Annotated in this window: 24 protein-coding genes and 1 tRNA gene; 12 read left to right on the top strand and 13 right to left on the bottom strand. The window is 46.8% G+C overall.

All coding sequences use genetic code 11. From position 1 onward, the window contains the following. A partial coding sequence (locus tag K0A89_07755; protein ID MBW6518381.1) for a hypothetical protein occupies positions 1–197 on the top strand: 197 nt, incomplete at its 5' end. A gap of 475 nt (positions 198–672) precedes the next feature. On the opposite strand, the gene K0A89_07750 is transcribed toward K0A89_07755, so the two are convergent. Beyond that, the gene (locus K0A89_07750) at positions 673–858 is read right to left on the bottom strand and encodes a hypothetical protein (GenBank protein MBW6518380.1); all 186 of its coding nucleotides are present in this window, start codon (positions 856–858) and stop codon (positions 673–675) included. A gap of 148 nt (positions 859–1,006) precedes the next feature. Here K0A89_07750 and K0A89_07745 point away from each other — a divergent pair, with 148 nt between their 5' ends. From K0A89_07745 to K0A89_07735, 3 genes are read left to right on the top strand one after another with little or no spacing between them, the layout of a single operon-like run. After that, the gene (locus K0A89_07745; protein MBW6518379.1) at positions 1,007–2,389 is read left to right on the top strand and encodes an aspartate kinase; all 1,383 of its coding nucleotides are present in this window, start codon (positions 1,007–1,009) and stop codon (positions 2,387–2,389) included. Between the two features lie 50 nt (positions 2,390–2,439). Beyond that, positions 2,440–2,748 carry a DUF5611 family protein gene (locus K0A89_07740; GenBank protein ID MBW6518378.1) on the top strand — a complete coding sequence of 103 codons (309 nt, stop codon included), beginning with the start codon at positions 2,440–2,442 and terminating at the stop codon, positions 2,746–2,748. A 20-nt stretch (positions 2,749–2,768) separates the two neighbouring features. Next, on the top strand, positions 2,769–3,281 hold the full coding sequence (locus K0A89_07735; GenBank protein MBW6518377.1) for a DUF98 domain-containing protein: 513 nt from the start codon (positions 2,769–2,771) through the stop codon (positions 3,279–3,281). A 31-nt stretch (positions 3,282–3,312) separates the two neighbouring features. Here K0A89_07735 and K0A89_07730 read toward each other — a convergent pair whose 3' ends face one another. Continuing rightward, positions 3,313–3,720 (bottom strand): DUF2111 domain-containing protein, encoded by a 408-nt coding sequence (locus K0A89_07730; protein ID MBW6518376.1) that lies wholly within the window; start codon positions 3,718–3,720, stop codon positions 3,313–3,315. A 259-nt stretch (positions 3,721–3,979) separates the two neighbouring features. Here K0A89_07730 and K0A89_07725 point away from each other — a divergent pair, with 259 nt between their 5' ends. The 5 genes from K0A89_07725 to K0A89_07705 all read left to right on the top strand — a co-directional run bounded on the left by K0A89_07725 (position 3,980) and on the right by K0A89_07705 (position 6,504). After that, positions 3,980–4,414, top strand: coding sequence for a flavodoxin domain-containing protein (locus K0A89_07725; protein ID MBW6518375.1), 435 nt, complete (start codon positions 3,980–3,982; stop codon positions 4,412–4,414). Positions 4,415–4,481: 67 nt separating this feature from the next. Beyond that, positions 4,482–5,036 carry a purine phosphoribosyltransferase family protein gene (locus K0A89_07720; protein MBW6518374.1) on the top strand — a complete coding sequence of 185 codons (555 nt, stop codon included), beginning with the start codon at positions 4,482–4,484 and terminating at the stop codon, positions 5,034–5,036. Positions 5,037–5,045: 9 nt separating this feature from the next. Then, complete coding sequence (dph2, locus tag K0A89_07715) at positions 5,046–6,068, top strand: diphthamide biosynthesis enzyme Dph2 (GenBank protein ID MBW6518373.1); 1,023 nt, start codon at positions 5,046–5,048, stop codon at positions 6,066–6,068. A 52-nt stretch (positions 6,069–6,120) separates the two neighbouring features. Then, entirely contained in the window at positions 6,121–6,261 is a 141-nt protein-coding gene (locus K0A89_07710) for a hypothetical protein (GenBank protein MBW6518372.1), read from the top strand. A gap of 9 nt (positions 6,262–6,270) precedes the next feature. Next, a complete protein-coding gene (locus tag K0A89_07705; GenBank protein ID MBW6518371.1) occupies positions 6,271–6,504 on the top strand; it encodes a MoaD/ThiS family protein in 234 nt (77 codons plus the stop codon). Here the strand turns inward: K0A89_07705 and K0A89_07700 are convergent. From K0A89_07700 to K0A89_07680, 5 genes are all read right to left on the bottom strand, one after another. After that, on the bottom strand, positions 6,501–7,145 hold the full coding sequence (locus tag K0A89_07700; protein ID MBW6518370.1) for a DUF2953 domain-containing protein: 645 nt from the start codon (positions 7,143–7,145) through the stop codon (positions 6,501–6,503). The two genes, K0A89_07705 and K0A89_07700, sit on opposite strands and share 4 nt — an antisense overlap. Before the next feature lie 61 nt (positions 7,146–7,206). Beyond that, entirely contained in the window at positions 7,207–7,530 is a 324-nt protein-coding gene (locus tag K0A89_07695) for a sporulation protein (protein MBW6518369.1), read from the bottom strand. 230 nt (positions 7,531–7,760) lie between these two features. Beyond that, complete coding sequence (locus tag K0A89_07690) at positions 7,761–8,792, bottom strand: methyltransferase (GenBank protein ID MBW6518368.1); 1,032 nt, start codon at positions 8,790–8,792, stop codon at positions 7,761–7,763. 5 nt (positions 8,793–8,797) lie between these two features. After that, positions 8,798–9,631 (bottom strand): tRNA pseudouridine(38-40) synthase TruA, encoded by an 834-nt coding sequence (gene truA, locus K0A89_07685; protein ID MBW6518367.1) that lies wholly within the window; start codon positions 9,629–9,631, stop codon positions 8,798–8,800. A gap of 63 nt (positions 9,632–9,694) precedes the next feature. Beyond that, entirely contained in the window at positions 9,695–10,612 is a 918-nt protein-coding gene (locus K0A89_07680; protein ID MBW6518366.1) for a helix-turn-helix domain-containing protein, read from the bottom strand. A 354-nt stretch (positions 10,613–10,966) separates the two neighbouring features. Here K0A89_07680 and K0A89_07675 point away from each other — a divergent pair, with 354 nt between their 5' ends. After that, positions 10,967–12,496 (top strand): 2-isopropylmalate synthase, encoded by a 1,530-nt coding sequence (locus K0A89_07675; protein ID MBW6518365.1) that lies wholly within the window; start codon positions 10,967–10,969, stop codon positions 12,494–12,496. An 8-nt stretch (positions 12,497–12,504) separates the two neighbouring features. After that, a complete protein-coding gene (locus K0A89_07670; GenBank protein MBW6518364.1) occupies positions 12,505–13,266 on the top strand; it encodes an HAD-IIA family hydrolase in 762 nt (253 codons plus the stop codon). A 5-nt stretch (positions 13,267–13,271) separates the two neighbouring features. Here K0A89_07670 and K0A89_07665 read toward each other — a convergent pair whose 3' ends face one another. From K0A89_07665 to K0A89_07655, 3 genes are all read right to left on the bottom strand, one after another. Then, positions 13,272–13,415 carry a desulfoferrodoxin FeS4 iron-binding domain-containing protein gene (locus K0A89_07665; protein ID MBW6518363.1) on the bottom strand — a complete coding sequence of 48 codons (144 nt, stop codon included), beginning with the start codon at positions 13,413–13,415 and terminating at the stop codon, positions 13,272–13,274. A 279-nt stretch (positions 13,416–13,694) separates the two neighbouring features. After that, positions 13,695–13,768, bottom strand: a tRNA-Val gene (locus K0A89_07660). 300 nt (positions 13,769–14,068) lie between these two features. Further along, a complete protein-coding gene (locus K0A89_07655) occupies positions 14,069–16,891 on the bottom strand; it encodes a DEAD/DEAH box helicase (protein ID MBW6518362.1) in 2,823 nt (940 codons plus the stop codon). Positions 16,892–17,426: 535 nt separating this feature from the next. On the opposite strand from K0A89_07655, the gene K0A89_07650 reads away from it, so the two are divergent. Further along, positions 17,427–18,254, top strand: a complete 828-nt coding sequence (locus tag K0A89_07650; GenBank protein ID MBW6518361.1) for a TIM barrel protein — start codon at positions 17,427–17,429, stop codon at positions 18,252–18,254. A 141-nt stretch (positions 18,255–18,395) separates the two neighbouring features. Here the strand turns inward: K0A89_07650 and thrC are convergent, their stop codons facing one another. The 3 genes from thrC to K0A89_07635 form a co-directional block, all read right to left on the bottom strand. Beyond that, positions 18,396–19,556 (bottom strand): threonine synthase, encoded by a 1,161-nt coding sequence (gene thrC / locus K0A89_07645; protein ID MBW6518360.1) that lies wholly within the window; start codon positions 19,554–19,556, stop codon positions 18,396–18,398. A gap of 38 nt (positions 19,557–19,594) precedes the next feature. Beyond that, a complete protein-coding gene (locus tag K0A89_07640) occupies positions 19,595–19,735 on the bottom strand; it encodes a hypothetical protein (GenBank protein ID MBW6518359.1) in 141 nt (46 codons plus the stop codon). Between the two features lie 101 nt (positions 19,736–19,836). Next, positions 19,837–21,174, bottom strand: a complete 1,338-nt coding sequence (locus K0A89_07635) for a (Fe-S)-binding protein (protein MBW6518358.1) — start codon at positions 21,172–21,174, stop codon at positions 19,837–19,839. Between the last annotated feature and the right edge of the window lies 1 nt (position 21,175).

Raw genomic sequence — 21,175 nt, 5'->3', positions numbered from 1 at the left:
GGGATACAATAGGAAATCTAATTGAAGATCTTGCCTTGCATGCTGAGTTAGTAAATTCTATTCTTCTTCATGATGTAAAACTTGGACAATTTGAGGTTGATGAAATGTGGACATTCGTAAAAAAAAACAAAAAAACGTTGAGCCAGGAAGCCCTAATTCAGATATCGAAGGTGATGCCTGGATATTCACTTTCATGACGAGAGGGTCTTATCTCATCGTTGCTTATGAGATTGGGAAACGAACAAAAAAAACATGTGAAAAATTATTTGAGAAAGTTTTTGATAGAATACAATTGCCTTTTCCAGATAAGAAAATTGAAATATTTTCTGATGGACATGATGACTATACAAATACCTTATTCTTTACGGTTAGTTTGTTCATATCCAGTATCCTAATAGAATATCGTCCATGTTCCAATGTTCGAAATCTACTTTGTGCTATCTCTCTCATCACCCTCCAAACGTGTTAAAAAACGTTTTGAACGATAATTATGGATATAATTTTATAAAAAATGTATAAATTTATGTTTTTTTCAATTTAAAGTATCAATGCACCATGTATTCTGTTATTGTATTACATTTTATATTCATTTGCTGAATTAAATTGGTTTCTAAGCATATTATATATATGAATGACTCGTTCCATCTCCCCATTCGTCTGAGGATAATTTCTTCATGATGGGATAAGCTTTATACCACTTGATTCAAGATAATTCTGGAAAACCGATTCTGCTTTCTCAATTATTTCTTTTTTTTTTGATAGTATTTTCTGATCTATGGACACATCAACTGCAGATTCGCCAGTTATCAGGACCAAATTAATAGATGGACGAATTTTTCGTTTTGTCATTTTTACCATTGGTACTTTAGGTTGAGTTCCATGTAAAAATATAGGCGAAATACTTTTTGGACTACATACATTGCATGCAAGACAAAAATCTTATCTATCAATCTGACCAGTAAAGTACCTGGAATAAATAGGTAGTGGTTTTCCTTTGAAGTTGATAATGAAGTTTGGCGGAACATCAGTGGCTGATGGCAATAAAATGAAGCATGTAGCAGAGCTGGTGAAACGTTACCGGGACCGGGGTGACCAGGTCGCGGTAGTTACATCAGCGCTGGGAGGGATCACAGATACTATTCTGGATGCTGCAAATAACGCTGTTCGTGAGGGAAAAGTATCCCAGGTAAAGGAATTCATATCAGATATTACTCAAAAACACCACAGGGCGGTTCATGATGCTGTTAGCGAAGATCTTGCCGAAGAAGTCATAGCAGAACTGGATGCCAGGATTGAAGAGATCGAGAAAGCCCTGACAGGTATCTGCTACCTTGGTGAGCTCACACCACGGTCAATTGATTATCTTTCTTCATACGGTGAACGTCTGGCAGCACCTATATTATCGGCATCCATCAGGACCCTTGGCGTGGAATCCCAATCATTCACAGGTGGTGGAATTGGCATTATCACCGATGATAATTACGGGGCCGCCCACCCTTTTGATCCCACATACGCAGCAGTAGGGGAGCACATTGCGCCATTACTTGAAAACACTATACCGGTTATAACGGGTTTTATCGGAGAGAGCGAGCATGGTATTATTACCACGCTAGGCCGGGGCGGGTCTGATTTTACCGCGTCCATTGTAGGTGCGGCTGTCAATGCCGATGAAATCTGGCTCTGGAAAGAAGTACCTGGTATCATGACCACGGACCCTAAAATCGTACCTGAGGCCAGACCTTTGCCGGTCATTTCGTATATCGAGGCTATGGAGATGTCTTTCTTCGGTGCCAAAGTGCTTCATCCCAAGGCTATCGAACCCGCCATTCGCAAGGGCATTCCCGTGCGGGTCAAGAACACCTTTGAGCCGGACTATCCTGGCACGCTGGTGGTAAAGAATGAAGAAACCTCGCAAAATATTGTTAAGGCAGTTACTGTTGTGGATAAGGTGGCCCTGATAAACATCAGTGGTGCGGGTATGGTGGGCACTATCGGAGTGGCAGCCAGGGCATTCGGTGCCCTTGCCAATGCAGGCGTGAACATCAAAATGATCAGCCAGGCCTCATCTGAAGCTAATATGTCTACCGTGGTCGATGAATCGCACACGAAAAAAGCGATTAAAGCATTGAAGCAGGAGTTCAGGAATGGTGTTGTGGGAGAGATCGAATCCGATGTCAATATTTCTGTAGTTGCAGTGGTCGGCGTGGGCATGGCAGGCACACCCGGCGTCGCCGGCAGGGTATTCGGCGCACTGGGTGATAATGGTGTTAACGTGATAATGATCAGCCAGGGTTCGTCCCAGCACAACATTTCCTTTGTTGTCAGGAAAGATACGGCTGCAAAAGCAGTACGGGTACTTCACAAGGAATTCGAGTTGGAAAAACTCTAAAGGCAAAGTATTTTATCTCATCCAATGAACAGGTACTGCAGGTGATATTTATTACTGAATATAAGTTAAAACGAGGATTCAAACCCGAAACGGAACGAATAAAGGAGATAATGGTTAATAGCTTTCCTGCCGATGTTACAGAACAGGATGGAAAACTATTTGTCAGCTATGGTGCCCTCAAATCAGTGGAAGCCTGGATAGCAGATAAGAAGCTTTGTGTAGAAACCGTATCAAATCCCGAATCTTCTGATGAGGAGATACTTAAATCAAATAAAGTATTCAGGCAATTCCTGAATGATGCTACGGGTTATGATGCTAAACATCGTGCAAAGATGGCAAAGAAAGAAGTGCAGGGATAATTTAAGATAAGGTGGACCAGATGGGGCAGGAGTCATTTGACAAGCTTAAACATCTGGATATTCCCACCACCCTCAGGATATGTGCCGGTACGGACGGTTCGGTAACATATCTGCTTGAGGTGATGACAAAGCGAACGGTTGAAGTGCAAACCCGTTACCAGGAAGAAATAAATGCCACTGATGCTGAGGGAAAATTACTTATGATAGAGCCTGGCGAGCCGGTGAACCATCGGGAAGTTGTGCTCTCGGTCGGGGACATACCTTATGTGCTGGCCCGGTCCCTGTCACCCATACATTCAATGCCGCAGGGTATGAGGGATGACCTGATGCGTGCCGACATTCCCATCGGGCGAATTTTGAGGAAGTACAAGCTTGAGACCAGAAGGGATATCCTTACTATAGATTTGAAAGGCGGAGAGGGAATTTTCAAGGACATCCCGGTACTGTCAAGAGAATACTTCATAATCCACGATGGCAGGATACTTATGTGGATAAATGAACTGTTCCCTGTGGATTCAAGATGGGAACTGTAATTGAAGGAATTGATTACAGGAGTTCGTGATGCTACGGCGTGCTAACCCTGCTTCTCAGGATCTCGCTCACCTGATTAACGATCTGGGGATAGTCTCCAAATGCTGCCCCTAAATCGATGGTGCCTACCACGTCCACGATACCGATGGCGGCTATCCCATATCCATCCTCGTTCTTGATCGTGGATACGACAACCGGGATGCCGGAATAATCACCAGTCTTGGGAATGGTTCTTATAGTTGAATTTGTCTTAAGTGCTTTTTCAAGTACCGGACCGGAATAGTTATAATCCAGTACTTTTCCCTTTTCTATCCTTACTCCGGGAGAGTTCAGCGTTCGCATTGTTATGGGTAGACCTACAATTTCATGAATGGCTTTTGCTATTGATACGATATCTTTTCCTGTTGAATCCGCTGTTATTGTTATGCCCAGATATTTCATCTTATTCCACTCCTGAATTGAAATGAACCACTACTAACGGTATATGCATCTGTATTGAAATAGTTTTCCGATACATTGATACGACAAATATATTAAGGAGAAATGAGAGTAATCAATGGGGTTTTTATTAGTACACAAACTAAACCTTTGAGTGCTCAAGTAAATCCGATAGATTGGATTTTCTTGTCGGTGCAAAGTTATCGTGTGATGGTAATGTAATATCGGTCCCCTTCGAACAAAAGAAAGGTTGTGTGATTAAATGCCAAAACTTGCAGTAGTTTATCTAAGTACCCAGGGAAATACCAAGATAATGGCTGATGCCCTAGCAGATGGTGCAAGGTCCAGGAATGTGGATGTGGAGATTAAGAGTTTCTATGACTGGAAACCAGAAGATGCAGCAGCAGCCGATGCCATTGCAATAGGTTCATCCACGTTTCATTATACCATATTGCCTCCACTTGAAAAATTCGTAGATAATATGGTGAAGGCTGGAGTAACAGGTAAAGTAGGCGCAGCATTTGGGTCGTATGGCTGGAGTGGTGAAGCACCTCACCTGATCGCCGACAAAATGCGAAAAGGTGGAATAAATGTCCTTGACCCTGTGCTCAGGGTGCAGTACAAACCTGATGAAAAGGATATCAAGGAGTGTAACCGACTGGGTAAGGATCTGGCAGAGGTAATCAAGAAGAAATAGGTTCTTTCTGCGTGCCATCAAAAGAATGCGATAGGTACAAGAGGGTGTCGGTCATATAGCCAAAAACATGCACGGTCTACTGGAAGAATCGTTGAGGGCAGCCCCTATTGTGAAACGGGGGGAGTATAATTATTTCATACATCCTATCACAGACGGGGTGCCGTACCTGGAACCGGAACTGCTGAATGAGGTTACAGATAGGATCATTGAAGTATTGGAACCGGATTTTGATAAAATTCTGACCATAGAAGCTATGGGTATCCATATTGGTACGGCGCTGGCTCTTCGGACTGGTAAGCCCCTGTCCATTATCAGGAAACGGGCATACAAGCTTCCTGGTGAAGTAAAGGTAGACCAGTCTACGGGATATTCCAAGGGGGAACTGTTCCTCAACGGGATATCCAAAGGAGACAGACTGGTCATTATTGATGATGTCATCAGTACTGGTGGGACACTGAAGGCTGTATGGACAGCTGTCAAGAGTGTGGGTGCAGCCATTGTGGATACGGTAGTGGTCATAGAACGGGGGGAGGGTGCACAGTTACTTCAAGTCGAAGGACTCCCTGTTAAGACCCTGGTGAAGATCGTTGTGGATGCTGATGGCGTCAAGATTATTGAGTAAACGAAGTCCATGAATACGATACCAAAATCAAATATTTTGCCAAATTCAGAAATGTTTGATTTTAACACCGGGGGAATCGTGGACCTGATTTTACAGACTGGGGCCGTATCTGTTGGCCTCCAGTTCCCAGAAGGGTTCAAACGCCGCGCATTTTCCATAGCCTGTGAGCTGGAAAGACGTACACCGGCCAAAGTGGTCATTTCCGGTAATCCCTGTTTCGGGGCGTGTGATGTTGACATGGCGTTGGCAGGTAAGGTGGATATCCTGTTCCATTTCGGGCATTCTGAACTGCTTGATGGTATGGATAATGTGATATTCATGGAGACACCGGCCAATGTGGATGTGGTCCCCGTGCTCGAAGCGGCAGCGTATGAACTGGGAAGTGGTACCACAGTGGGACTGTTGACCACGGTACAGCATGTCCATACTCTGGATGAGGTAAGGGCTTTCCTTGCATCAAGGGGTATATCCTGTATTACAGGTGAGGGAGATTCCCGGATACGTTATCCAGGGCAGGTGCTTGGCTGTAATTTTTCAGCAGGTGATGTGGTGTGTGACAATTATCTGTATATCGGAAGCGGAAAGTTCCATCCACTGGGTGTGGCGGTGGCTTTCAGGCGCAGGGTACTGGTAGCTGACCCCTTGATGAACACTGTGGAATGGGTGGACCCTGAGAGGATTCTACGTATCAGGAGCGGGATTATTGCCAGATGCCTGGATGCCGGCACGTTTGGTATTGTGGTATCTACCAAGGTGGGACAGTACAGGATGGAACTTGCAGGAAGGATGGCCGGACTTGCCGGCAAGCACGGTAAGGAGCATGTCACAATCATGCTGGATACTATCACTCCCGAGGCAATGCTGCAGTTCAAGGTTGATGCATTTGTGAACACGGCATGTCCACGCATTGCTATTGATGACGCATCAAGGTTCAATGCACCGGTCCTCACCCCGGTGGAATTTGAGATCGTGCTGGGGGAGAGGGATTGGAAAGAACTGGTGTTCGATGAGATAAGGGAAGGGGCTAAATAGAATAGTAGAGATAGTAAATAGTGAGTATTTAATGAGTTTTGAGGTGAGCTGTATGTCAAAATTTAAAAAAAGAGACCAGCAACGTAAAGGCGATAAGAAGCAGGAAATACTTGAGAAAAAATTGATCAAGAACAATCTGGAATCGTTGACCAGCTCTAAAGGGGAGATTGCCGAGTTGACCGAGGAGGATTAACTCAATTTGATGGTCCGGGTGAAAGTCCTTACAGGTAGCGTTTCCGAACAATCATTAGAACTTGATAATGGCAGCACGTACGGTGATGTGCTGGGAAAACTGGAATTGAACCCTGAGACCGTCATTGTCATGGTAGACGGTACACCCGTACCGGTGGATGAGATGGTTTCTTCCGGGTATCTGGAGGTTTTAAGGATTGTTTCAGGTGGAAGATTGGAAGTTCATACTAAGATAAAGAATTAACTTCTGATCATTACCCATCCGAATTTCAGAACATTGATATTAGATATAAACTTAGCCAAAGGCAAGAAAATCCGAACAAGGGTAATGCTTGTTAAGATTTTCAGGTCCCAGTTCAATAAAGTACCCGTAAAATCAGGCGTGAATCGGACATTATTTCCTATCTGAGAAGCACCTTTGATCGAGTGAAGAAGTCCGGTCAGAATACCGCAAATTGCCGTGTCATCCAGACCATACGTACAATCGATATCAAGATATTTGAATCTTGGAATGGTGACAAGTCTATGAATAAGGCCGAACAGCGGTCCGATAAAGTTAACGATAACTTCAATTGGTGGTATTTTTCGGTTTTTCTCTTTTTTTAGAGACCTTTTCATTTCTTTTATTTTGTTTGTTTGTTCAGTTTCTTCGGATTCTTTTGTTTGTTCTTCCCTGTGTTTTTGAGTACCGACTTTATACCATAATAAAAAGAAATCCGTTCGTTTGTCTTTCAGCGAATGTCGTATCCTGAATATCAACCAGCTGATACAAAAATTCCCTTCTATTCTTTTACCTTCTTTATTTGAAATGGCACTGATAGTAACGGAAAAAAGTAGCATAGCAAAGGCTATTGCTGCTATAATTAAAATCCCACCAATCGTCAACCAGAACATTTCAGGTTAATATCCATATTGCAATATAAACTGATGGACTTTTATTAATGATCTAAGAACCACCAGTTTCGCTCGTTCCGGATGATTCTTTTTTCTTTTCCCCTTCAGACATGCAATTGCATTTTTCCATTATCTCAGGCAGTACCTCGGTAAGTTGAGATATCGCACCTTTCCCCTTAATGGTTAATAGCTGAACATCTTCAGGAGTCACCACAAGGAACGCGATAGGTTGGATTGAAGCACCCCCTCCCCCTCCACCGCCGGTTCCTCCTTCACCTTCTTTCATTTTACCTTCGCCCCCACCACTTCCGAATCCAAAACAGACCTTGGTAACAGGTATACTGGTCTTGCCTTCAATGGTTATATGTTCTCCAATAACGGTCTTGTCGAGATCATATCAGCAATCTCTTCAGTAATTGATTTTAACAATTGCTCTACTATCAAAATTCAAACCCCCGTTGATTTTGTTAAAAAAATGTTGCATCTGATTTTATTTAAACTATGTGTTTCAACAGTATGGTTGTTGACGTATTGGATTATTTAACGTACCATGAAAGGTAAAGTACAGGCATAGAAAACGAAGTATAGTGAGCGATTCACCACTTATTATCCTATTTTATCCAGCAGTGTTATCCTTCTGGTAAGACTGCGATGGACCCTTTGAGTGAACACATGTTCCAGCCTGAAACCTGCGTTCTCGGCCCAGGTCTCAACCGGACGTTCAGATACCAGCACCAGGCGCCCTCCAATTCGCAATACCCGGTACATCTCACATAGAGAGTTCTTCATCAAGGTATCCAGAGACTGTGCCTGTATAAGTGCCGACCTTCCATACGGAGGGTCCGTCACAATGCAATCGACACAGTCATTTCTCAATGCCATATTCCCGGCATCCTGATACATAAGTGAATAGTCCACGGAATAAAAATCCAGGTTCATCTTTGCACCCATGAGTATCTTTCGTTGTACATCACACCCCAGAGTGCTCGTACCGATGAGTCCGGCTTCCACCAGTATCCCACCAGTACCGCAATAAGGGTCAAGCAGAACACTTCCCTCTTTTGCCCGGGCAATATTCACCAGTGCCAGTGCCAGTTTTGGCATAAGTACACCCGGATAGAAAAAGGGTTTTTTATGAGGTTTGCGCTTTTCAAATGCACTTCCGTCAATAGAAGCAATTACAGGTCCGAAAATGCATGTATTGCCAGTTATTAAAGCCCGGTACTGGATATCTGGCTTGACCAGGTCTGCACGGTATCCCCTGTCATACAGTACTTTACCGATACCGCGTTCAATATCTTCTGAGGATATGGGGCTTTTACGTTTGATCTTCTTAGCCCTGACAATATAGGCAAGAGAATTCTGGTTTGAAAAATCCATCTCTTTTACCATTGAAATAATATCAGGCAGGTTTGCGTGTGAAATACCCCATACTTCGATTATATGCCAGGTCAGTGCCAGCCGGCTGGCAAGTTTACCTGCTATTGCTCCATTAATACCGGATGTTTCAATAACAAGTACCTGTTCCGGTTGAGACCTGATAGAAAAGGCAATATTTTCAGATTCCAGGACCCCAACGATCTCGGCTGTCGGTATCTCCGGAGTTTCACCAGAGAGTTCAAAAGCAAAAAGTGTCATAATTTTCAGTCGGTTGTTTTTTCCTGGGGCTGCATACTGTCTTTGAGTGTTTTAAATACTTCGGCCATAACACCATGCCACATGAACTGCTCGAAAAGTCTCTCTGCAGGCAACCTTTTAGAATAGGCATCATCGACCCAGTTCACGTCGATATCATACCCCACTTTCTTTAAGAATAACCCGTAGGCTGGTGCTGGTTCCAGTCCTTCTTCGAACTCTTCGGGATGCAACATGCGGTCCAGCCATTCCACATCCCTTGCTTCATTACCAACCATTCTTAAAGCTGTTACTATCTTGCGTACCATGTGCCATAGAAAACTATTCGCCTTGATATCAAGAGCAATAAACCTTCCATCAAGCCTGATATCTATCAATTCGACGGTCCTGACTGGATTTTTTTCACCTTCTATAGCTGCAAAGTTTGAGAAATCATGGGTGCCTTTTAACACCCGTGATGCCTTTCGCATCAGAGGGATATTGAAGCATTCACCGCACATGAAATACCGGTATTCCCGGCTAATGGCCTGGCGCCTGGGGTCAAAATCATCAGGAACTTCGGCCCGGGACCATATCCAGATGGATGGGGGCAACACACTGTTTATTACCCTGGGTATGGCAAGTTTTGGATTATCGGTATCAAAGGCGATCACCTGTTCCAGGGCATGCACACCGGTATCAGTTCGGCCTGAACCTATGTAACGGGCGCTCTTAGGGGTTTTAATGATGTCCAGTTCCTTCAGTGCCCTGAATAGTTCTCCTTCAACGGTCGGTACTCGGGGCTGTACCTGGTATCCGTGAAATTCTGTACCGATATATGCTACTTTCAAAGCGATTCTCATGGATTTGATCTTTGTAAAATAGGGTCGTTTCAATGATAAAAGTAACCCAATCAGGAAAAAGTATTACCTGTTTTGCCGGCGGTAATCCAGGATGATTACCACTATGAGAATGAACATGCAACCAAGCAGGAACCACACACCCAGATGTGATGTGAGCCCAAGGTCCGCAGCATCCAGACCTGACTTTACCCCCACGGTCTGTTCAATCAAGGGAGTTGGCACTGATGTTGGTAATGAAGTTGGCATTGCATTTTGAAAAGATGTTGCTAAGGGACTGGGTAAGGGAGTTGGAAAATGAGCCGGTAATCCTGTACCCTGTTCAATAATTTGCTCAATGTAAGTAGCTGCAGGCACGGTCTCATTCGACATTGACTTTAGTACCGTATCATTTACTACACCGACAACAGAATCCATCGCCCGTTCAGAAACATTGGGTGCAGTTGCCATTTCGGGAACCATATCTGATGAAAAGCCGTATTCATCTGTCACGTTCAAGGATTTGCCAGACCTTCCTGTCAGGATTTCCACAATGCCGGATGCAAGTACTGCTGCGAGCACGACACCCAGGTATTTTTTCAATATATCAGTTATGGATGCGCTGTCAGTCTTTTCAGGCACGACGACAATGAGCTTGCGCACCGGACCATATATCTTAACCTGCCGCCCTTTTTCGCTGTACCTGATGCGCTCGATCTTTGCCAGGCCGACATCCACCAGATTCTCAATGTTATACTTGATAGTGGTCAGCGGAACATCCAGCTTCTGGGCCATGTCAGAGACACTCATGGATTGGTCGGCAAGCAGTTCTATAATCTGTCTTGCCGTGTCATTCGTAATAACCTGGGTTATTTTCTTGGATTCTTTGCCCAGGGGAAGCACTATGAGTTTTTCACTGTTATTGACATACTCACTATCGTCAATGGTGCCATTCTTATCAATGGCGTCATTCTTTTCAGCAACGTCCCTGTCGGCCTGTTCCATGAATGAACGTAGGCGTCTTATATTGAAATACATACCGATAACTGCAAACCGGATTGCACCTACTGATTATCCTGTACTGTCGTTATCCTGTTGAAATGCCGGCTGAACTGGCAGCGGCGTTTGACAGACTGGTATTTGGCAGCACGTTCTACGATACCACTCCAGAATTCATCTTCCATTGGCTTTCACCTCCGGCATGTAGTTTGACAGGGATACTATTAAGCCCGGGCCAAGAGCAGACCGAAAGTAATATTGGCATATATAACCTGCCCCGTCAACCTTCACAATCCTTTTATACAATAACACGATGTTATATGTGAGGTTTTTTAACCATGAAAGAATCTAAAATGAGGGATCGTTTTCTATATTCCTGAATCGGTACGTGGAACACATATAACTATTTTTGATACCACATTGCGTGATGGTGAACAGACCCCTGGCGTATCTCTGACCTTTGAACAGAAAAAAGACATTGCAGTCCAGCTTGACAAGCTCGGGGTGGACATAATCGAAGCCGGGTTCCCTATGTCATCTGACGGGGAAAAGCAGAACGTGGCTGAGATAGCTGCTATGGGTCTTGGACTGGATGTGTGCGGACTGTCAAGGGTGGTACTCTCAGATATTGATGCATGCCTGGATTGCAATGTGGATTTGGTACACACTTTCGTGCCTACCTCAGATATCCAGCGTATACATACCATCAAGAAGAGCAGGGAAGAAGTGCTTGAGATGGCTGTTCGGGCGGTTGAGCATATCAAAGACCACGGCGCAAAATGTATGTTCAGTGCCATGGATGCCACCCGTACTGACTTTGACTACCTGCGGCAGATAAACATGGCAGTCCAGGAAGCAGGCTGCGATATCATCAACGTCCCTGACACGGTCGGGGTGTTCGTACCTTCGGCCATGAAGGCACTTATAGCAGATATCAAGAAAGACATCACCATTCCCATTGATGTTCACTGCCATAACGACTTCGGACTGGCAGTAGCCAACAGCCTGGCTGCTGTTGAAGGGGGCGGCAGGCAGGTTCAGGTCACTATAAACGGCCTGGGCGAAAGGGCAGGTAATGCTGACCTTGCCGAGACTGTCATGAGCCTTCACAGTATCTACGGGGCCAGGACCAATATCAAGACCGATTACCTTGTGGAAACCGCACATATGGTTGAAAGGTACACGGGCATCAGGATACCACCCACAATGCCGGTGGTAGGCGAAAACGCATTTGCCCACGAGAGCGGGATACATACTCACGGAGTACTGACAAAGACCGATACGTTCGAGCCCGGGATAATGACCCCTGAAATGGTTGGCCATAAGCGCCGGATTGTCCTTGGAAAGCATGCCGGCAAGCACGCAGTCGGTCAATCCTTACAGGCAGCCGGACTTGAACCTGACCAGGACCAGTTGAACGAGATCATGTCCAGGATGAAGGAACTGAGCAACAAAGGCAAGAGGATCACTGACGCAGACCTCTTCGCCATTGCAGAAGCCATCATGGGCAAGCTGAAAAGATCAGAACGTCCGATAGACCTGATAGAAGTTTCTGTCATGACCGGGAACATTATTACTCCCACAGCTTCAGTCAAGGCCAGGATACGAGGTGTAGAGAAGGTCGCTGCCTGCACAGGCGTGGGACCGGTGGATGCAGCCCTGAATGCTGTCCAGAGCATCATTAACGGCCAGACCAGGATGAAATTAAGGGATTTCAGGATAGAGGCCATATCAGGCGGTTCGGATGCCCTGGCCGAGGTTATCATTGGTGTGGAGGATGAGAAAGGCCGCATCATGACCGCCCGTGCCGCTAATGAAGATATCGTCATGGCTTCGGTGGAGGCCCTTGTGTCGGCCATGAACCATATTCTCCTGCTGGACCAGGCATAGGGGAATCTATGCCCGGACCTGCCGCGTACATTCTTGACCTGGACGGCGTGGTTTATCACGGAAAGTCTGTTATCCCCGGTGCCGCCAGAACCATCGAAAGACTGAAGGCGGCAGGCAGCCGTGTGATCTTCCTTACCAACAATGCCACCCGCACCAGGGAAGCCATAGCAGGCAAACTGGAAGGTATGGGTATCAGGTGCCATGCAGGGGATGTGATATCCTCAGCATATGCCACGTCGCTTCATATAAGGCATAAATACGGGCCCAGCACGATTTTCCCCATCGGTGAACGGGGTCTTATAACTGAACTGGAACGTGAAGGACACTCCGTTGCCATGCATGATGTGGATTTTGTGGTGGTGGGACTGGACAGGCAGTTCACTTATGATAAACTGGCATCGGGCCTGGCCAATCTCAGGAACGGGGCAGGTTTCATCGCCACGAATACCGATGCCATGCTCCCGACTGAAGATGATTTCCTGCCCGGTGCCGGAAGCATGGTAGCTGCCCTGGCCGCAGCGTCCGGGATGGAACCTGAAGTGGTGGGCAAGCCCAACCGGCCCATAATGGATGTGCTGCTCCAGGAGTACGGGCTGGAGGCGGGGGAATGCATAATGGTAGGGGACAGGCTTGAGACCGATATCCTGGGAGGAAAAAATGCAGGGATGCGCACAGTACTGGTACTGACCGGTGCTTCACGGAGAGAAGATATTAAGGTTTCAGGGATAAGACCTGATACTATACTTAACAGTATCGCGGATATAGTATAGCAGGCTTAGCGGCTCATTCTCTCTTTGTAGTAATCTTCTCTCGGGATCATTTCGTGTTCGCAGCATATCAGCGGATTATTACCCGGGAACAATACTTCCAGCTCGTTACCGCATATTACGCACAGGTATATCTCTCCAATTTCAGTCAACCTGAATCTCCCCCTTATTTGCCTGAATATTTCTATGTTATGTGCTGGTATTAATATTTTGTTCATGTTTTCATTTGCCATAATTCCAGTCTGATTCAAGTATAAGCAACCAAGTGAAATTATGTGACCCATTCAAGACCAGAGAAAAATGATAATCTGACCAAAATAACGTAAGTGTGCAGAAAAATCCAGTCCACGTATGCAGCCCCGCTGGGCTGCATACGTGTGCGGCCCGCTACTGGCCAGAGTAGGCTTATGAGTAGGCTTATGAGTAAGGAGTGGGCCCGCGGAGATTCGAACTCCGGATCCCCGCCGTGTAAAGGCGATGTCATAACCGACTAGACCACAGGCCCATTATGTCCTGCAACAATGGTATGCAGATGCTACCTTACTTGTAATAAGTGATATATAGAGTTTTTTAGTTATTCGGTCATGCAGGACATGGTAAAGGCAAACGTAATTGATCCTAGATACTGCACAACAAATACATCTGCAGGAACAATAAAGGAAAAAGCCGTATCGGTATGGCTAATACACATTTAACGTATAGGGGGTGGTAAAACGTGTTTTGAGTTGCATTTGGTAATAGACACGGCTTTTATAAAATATATATTGTCAGTCATAGTAATATAGTTTGTGGTTATACGAACAAACTAATCCCAGAACCTCTTTGTTCGTACATAATTCCGCTCAGCTTCAAGGATATCCCGGTAGAATCCATCCTCATCCACGCGCATCTTCCGTATTACCCTGGATGCTGTTTCCGGCCCCAATCCCCTGCTTGCCAGGGCAATGACAGCACTCCTGCCGTGAGATAGCACCAGGCTGGCATTACGATGTACTCTTCGAACCCGTTTTATTTCGTCAGTAGTTTTTTCTATTTTACGCACCAGCTTTATTTCCTCTTCCTCCCACGGTTTCAGGGCAGCTATCATCCTGCTGTTGCACAAAGGACATTCAGGTATTTCCGGTACCCTCGATACCTTTGTCCGGGACACCCATTTCTTGCAGGTCACACAGAACAGTATTACATGGTCGTTCATTATCCTGTCCTTCAAAGCTTCGATAATGGAAGCATCTGCCTTTGCCGGGGAGACCAGGTCCCTCCCTCCCAAAAAACCTGACGTGCCTATAGGACTTGCCTTTCCCACCACCAGCACCACTTGCCCTGATGCAATACGGGCCATCAGGTCCATAGTCCTGCCAATGTCCAGTTTATCCTGGAATATCTCCCTGATGGCTTCATCATACATGGGGCTCCCTTCGTACACGTCCAGCAGCCGCTGCATACTTATGCGCGAATAATCCGTATTTGCGCCCAGCGCACCGAACTTTTTGGCTACCTGTATCATCTTCCATTTGAAGAACGTGGTGTGTTTCAGGGACATCTCGATAATAGGTTCCACGTGGGCAGGGTCCAGGTCCTGTATAAGCTTAACCACGTCTGCTGCACCGATTCGAGAGGGCAGGTCCAGTTTTATCCTGTACGGGTCAATCTCCATAGCAACACTGGTACCCAGTCTTGCCGACAGCAGGGCCGTAAGTATCCCGCCCAGGGTATTGTTCACCTTATGCCCTCCGCACACATTGATGAGAACAGACCCTGCTGCATTCTCCACTACAATGCAGTTCCTATCCGGTACTGCGAACCCTTCATCCACCTGTTTACGGACCAGTTCCAGCACACTAAAAGCTGTATCCCTGTCAGTAGGAAAGCTCTCCATACTCTGCCTGAGTATCTCATCATCGGGGAGTTTGTCCCTTACGTTCTTCCCAATGTAGGCCCTGATACGGGAAACCTCATGTGCAACGCCGTATGGCACCGGTATTTCCTCACCAACCCAGGATGGTATTTCTCCTCCCGGGTCTCGTACCGGTTCTACCTTGATACGCATGCGCTCGTGCTGTACCTCCATCACCCTCCACATCTCGCCCCTGGCAATGAAGACTGCTCCCGGTCGTATGAAATTTACAATGAATATTTCATCCAGCATGCCCACAGGCCTGCCGCTCACAATGTCCAGAACGTCATATTTTTTTTCATCAGGTATCATGGACAGGTTGGCATAATAGTACTGCCAGCTTTTACGACGTCTCCCCAGCTTGTTATCATTTTTTTCATACCAGACCAGCCTGGTCTCACCGATCTGCTGCACTATCCGGTCAATCTCTTCCTGGCTTGTATTACGGAACGGGTAGGCCCTTGTTACAATATCATGGATACGGACGCTGTCCATTTCACCGAAATCCAGCACCATGCCGGCAATCTGGTTCGCCAGTGTGTCAGCCGACCCTTCATGGATAAGCGTCTCCTCAATCAACCCTTCATGCGCCCTCTGGATAATGGCCCACGCTTCCAGCACATCATCGGGATTGGTAGCAATGATAGTTCCTCTTGAGGTTTCATGTATACGGTGTCCTGCCCGGCCCACTCTCTGGATAAGCCTGGACACTTCCCGCGGGGACATATACTGCACCACATGGTCCACGTCCCCAATATCGATGCCAAGTTCCATGGAACTCGTGCATATCAGTCCCTTCAGGTCACCTGCCTTGAACATATCCTCCATCTCGATCCTGGCTTCTTTTGACAGGGAACCGTGGTGGACACCAATGGATTTTTCCAGCATCCTGAACCTGGAACCCAGGGCTTCGGCAGCCTCCCTGGTATTTACGAATATCAGCGTGGACGTATGTGAATCCACGATTGCGCCAATGACCCTCAGGTGCGAAGCCATCTCAGGTGTGCACATCAGGTTGCGGGCGCTGGAGCGGTCGTCGGGAGTGACCTGTGGCGTTATCACATTGAATTCCAGGTCCTTGTAAATAGCGACCTCCACCACGTCCACTTCCCGGTGCGAGCCTGCCAGGAATCGAGCTACAGTGACCGGATTGCCCACAGTGGCCGACAGGCCTATTCTCTGGAACTCGCCTGCCACTTCCACCAGCCTTTCAAGGCCGATTGACAACTGGGCACCACGTTTGCTGCCCGCCAGCTCATGCACTTCGTCTACCACGACATGCCGTACCGAGCTCAGGTTTTTGCGCAGCCGGCTGCCCGTTAGCATTATCTGGAGTGTCTCGGGAGTGGTGATGAGCACATCTGGCGGGTGAGTGCTTTGCTTCTGGCGCTGGTATTTGGAGGTATCTCCGTGGCGGACCTGGACATCGATGTTCATTTCCTTACCCATGCGTTCCAGCCGTAAGAGCATGTCACGGTTGAGTGCCCTGAGCGGAGTAATATAGAGCGCAGATATCCCGGTGCGCTCTTCAACCGGTCGGTTCAGGATGTGGTGGAACACGGGCAGCATTGCACTTTCGGTCTTACCGCTTCCTGTAGGTGCAATGAGCAGCAGGTTCTGCTTCTTGAGCAGTTTGGGGATGGTACGTACCTGTGGCTCGGTAGGTCTGGTAAACCCCATTTTTGAAAGTATCACCTGTATGTCGGGGTGCAGTTTTTTGAAAATATCTGGCATGTATCGAGAAACCTCTGTTTCTTGTTGCTTTGACTTTAAGGTTTTTGTAACAGGTGTCGATATCTGGCATAATTTTCAACATGCAGATACTAGGATTGAAGTTGTGCTGTAAAAAGAAATGGAAGGGCAATCAATCAAAAGTATGCAAGTGGGTGGGAATAGGAGAATGACGACTGCCCTACTAATCAATACAATGTACTTTATGGTATATAAATTTTCCTCATAATTATGCTAATCATAATGAGGTAATATTCAGACAACACTTTTTTTACCAGGCGCCGTACTAAAAAAAATATGTGGAATGCCTGATAAGAAAAGGTGGGCAGTCAATCAAAAATAGATTGGTGGATTGGATTGGAGTGGGTTCGATGGCTGCCCTGCAAATAAGGATAATGATTTAATGGTATATATACATTCCTCATTATCATTATGTTGATAATGATATTTTTTCTACCAGTATTCCCGTAATATGATCGTAAAAAATACTTTATTGAAAATAAATAATCATAAATACTTTTTACACAAAAATGCTGGCATGAAAACTTTAAGGTTCGGAACGGCAGGCACACCAATAAGTTCACCATCCAGGGACAGCATTTCCGGAGTAAAACGCATACATGAGCTGGGACTACGTTGTATGGAGGTCGAGTTTGTAAGAGGGGTGAAGATGGGGACCGAGACTGCCGAAAAAGTGGGCCAGGCTGCCATCATGAACGATATTGCACTCAGCGTGCATGCACCCTATTACATCAATCTCAATTCAAGGGAATTGGATAAAGTAGATGCCAGCCGCACTCGTATTCTTGATTCTGCCAGGATAGGTGCACTATTCGGTGCCAGGAGTGTGGTATTCCATCCGGCTTATTACCATGATGACCCTTCGGAAACGGTATATGGCATTGTGAAGACCCACCTGATGGAAATGGCAGCGCACCTTGAGGATGAGGGCACTGATATACTGCTGCGCCCCGAGACCACTGGTAAGGGTTCCCAGTTCGGCACTCTCATTGAACTGCTGGAGATGGGCGCGGAACTGGAAGGCGTGGTTCCATGTTATGATTTCTCGCACATGCACGCGCGTGAAGGGACGCTGAACTCGTATGAGGAGTTTTGCGGGATACTTGAGACGGTTGAGGACTATCTGGGCAAAGAAGGGCTTGACAATATGCATATCCATGTATCAGGTATCGAATACGGTCCAAAGGGGGAGAAGAACCACCTGATACTTGAGGAATCAGATCTGGATTATCACGGACTCATCAGAGCGTGGAAGGAGTACGGTATCAAGGGTACTGTGATATGCGAAAGTCCTAACCTGGAGGGGGACGCACTGCTGCTGCAAGGTGTGTATGGGGGATTATGATTCTCGTTCTTTATTGCTCTTCAACCAGTGCCTTCAACTCATCACTGCCCGTATATCCCGTCTTCACAACTATACCATCGCTATCCAGTATGACCATGTTCGGCGCTATGTCTATGCCGTAACGGGTAGCCACATCTTCCTTCACTCAATCCCATACATATCCTTCAATCCGTGCCCTGTAGCCATGCACACCACAGTTTTACTCTTCAACTCCCCTTTCACCATTCGTGCCCCCGCATACGCCACCGCACCACTTGGCTCCACAAAGATACCATTCTTTGCCAAAAAATCCCGCGCCTCTATCACCTGAGCATCCGAAACACTCACTCCTTGCCCCCCCGTCTCCCTTATCGCACGCAAAGCCCCCAACCCGTCAATCGGGTCCCCACATGCAATAGCAGTAGCAAGAGTCTGGGGGTCCTCAACAGCAATGATCTCAGTCACCCCCTTCCCCCATGCATCCACTACAGGTCGGCAGGCATCCACCTGCACTCCGAAAATCGCAGGCTTGCGCTCAATGACCCCCACAGCGTGCATATCCCTGAAAGCCTCGAAGATGCCCCATATCAGGGTGCCGTTGCCCACGGGTGCAATAACCACATCAGGTACGGTCCAGTACAACTGGTCAGCTATCTCCATACCCACCGTCTTGGTACCCTCCCCTCTCCAGGGATAATCACCGGTAAGGAACGAATCCGGGTGTGAAATCACATAGTTTTCCGCTTCCTTCATCGCATGTGAATAATCACCATCCACAAACCGTATATCAGCCCCGTACGCCTTGATCTGCTTGATCTTGGCCGAAGCTACAATATTGGGCACGAACACAATACAATCAAGCCCGGCAAATGCAGCGTACGCTGCCACAGAAGCACCCATATTTCCCGTAGATGCCAGCACCACCATTTTCTTTCCGTACTCCATTGCCTTGGTAATCTCAAGGGAAGAGCCCCGGTCCTTGAACGACCCTGTGGGATTCATGGCCTCATATTTTACCAGCATCCTCCCACAACCGATATCCAGGGTCAGTGCATTGTTCTCAAGCAGAGGGGTGCCTCCCTCGCCCATGGTAATAATATGGGACAGATCGCGCACAGGCAAGAACGCCCAGTATTTCCAGTGGGCAGGACTCTCGCGCATGAACGGGTCCCTAAGAAGGGACTTCCTTATTGAATCGTAATCATATTCCGCATCCAGCCCGGAGTTACAAAAGGAACACCGCGGTATTGGCCTGTTCTCTATCTCTTCGGGCAAATGATGCTTCCCGCACTTAAAACACCGAAAACCTGTTACATATACCATTTTTCATCTCCATCCTTCGTGCATGTGAGAGTCCGATTTTATAATCCCTCATCCGGTGGCACAATTTTATTAGTAATTAACTTTTTTACACGTTTCATCCTGCACTTTGCTGGTTGCCGTTCTGCCTGGAGCACCAGAATTTCTTCCAGTTCTTCATCAGTCACATTATCGTTTGCCACAGAATAAGATAATGACTAATAGTATTTTACTATTATTCAGAAAAATCAGAAAAAAAGAAATGGTGTTGGCGCACAAGCGCCAAACACGCTGTATTGATTTGCTATCCCTGTGTTTCGGATTTTATCTTTGTGGACAGACCCATCAGTTCTGCGGTAAGCACTATCAGGTCTTCGACCTGCATGTCATTCCCTTCTTTATCCCGCTTATTGAAATCACCAGTCTCCAAGCTCAATACATTGTTCCTGCCATCACCGAGATTACGGCGGCAGAAGGGACATGCAGACGAAAGGATATCGGCCTTTACATCCAGTGCGTCCTTGATACGCGCAGCTGCAACACCCAATGCCAGGTCAGGTATTCCGGCCTTGACACCGCCGCCGGCACCGCAGCAGCGCTGTAGGTCACGGTTTCGTTCCATTTCCACGAAATTCGCACCAGGCATGCTGGAGATTACCTTACGCGGTCCCTCGAACACACCAACATGCCGTCCAAGGTGGCAGGGGTCATGATATGTAATGGTCTTTCCGTCGAGGGATTTCTCCCACGTTATCTTACCCTGTTCGACCTGTTCTGCAAGGAAGTCAGCAAGATGGACCACCTCAAAGTTGGGCTTGCGTCCCATGAGGTGAGGCCAGTCAATGGTTGCAGCTCTGAAACACCCGGCACAGGCAAAGAGCACTTTCTTTACACCCTTTGCTTCCAGCGCTTCAACGTTATGGATCGCAGCACCTTTTGGGGTATCACCGATATGGGGCTGTCCGGTTCTGATCAGTGCAGAACCACAGCACCATTCATCCTCGCCCAGCATGGTAAAGGGAACACCAAGCTTGTTCAATACCCGTGCAGTGGAGACTGCCAGGACCTGCATATTAAATCCTGCTGTACATCCTGTGAAATAAGCTACGTCTGCATTATCTGCGATCTCGACATCGTCAGGTACCCATAACAGGCGGTCTTTCTGGTCTTTCATATAGGGGTTGTGCATGTCACCAATGAGTTTGGGGAAGAGACTCTGTTTTCCATAGGGTCCGTTGCCACGTAACACCAGTTGCTGCCGTGTAGCTTCCCACATCTCAATGGTATTAAGACCGGCAGGACAGACCGTACCGCACACACCGCAGGTGGTACAGTGGAAGAGATGGTCATTGAAATTCTGGATATCTTCTTCCGGTATCTTTCTTGGTCCGAACAACCTGGCGATAAGACCGTAATTCTTGCCCATGAAATTCCTCCACCGGCTTATCTTATCCCTGGGAGAGATGTTCATATCACGTTTCATGGCGTCGAGGGTCGGACACCAGTTATCACATTCACCGCATCTCGTACATGCATCATACTGCATACGTGATATGGGGTCTATGACGTCAGTTTTTATTGAAGGTTGTCCTTTCGGGATCTCAGGTATCTTTTTTTCAACCGCTTTTTTCTCATCAGCCATG

The sequence above is a fragment of the ANME-2 cluster archaeon genome (genome assembly GCA_019429385.1).
Taxonomy (GTDB): domain Archaea; phylum Halobacteriota; class Methanosarcinia; order Methanosarcinales; family Methanocomedenaceae; genus Methanocomedens_B.
Note: the sequence above shows the minus strand (reverse complement) of the source record. Positions and strands in the feature narration are given on the sequence as shown.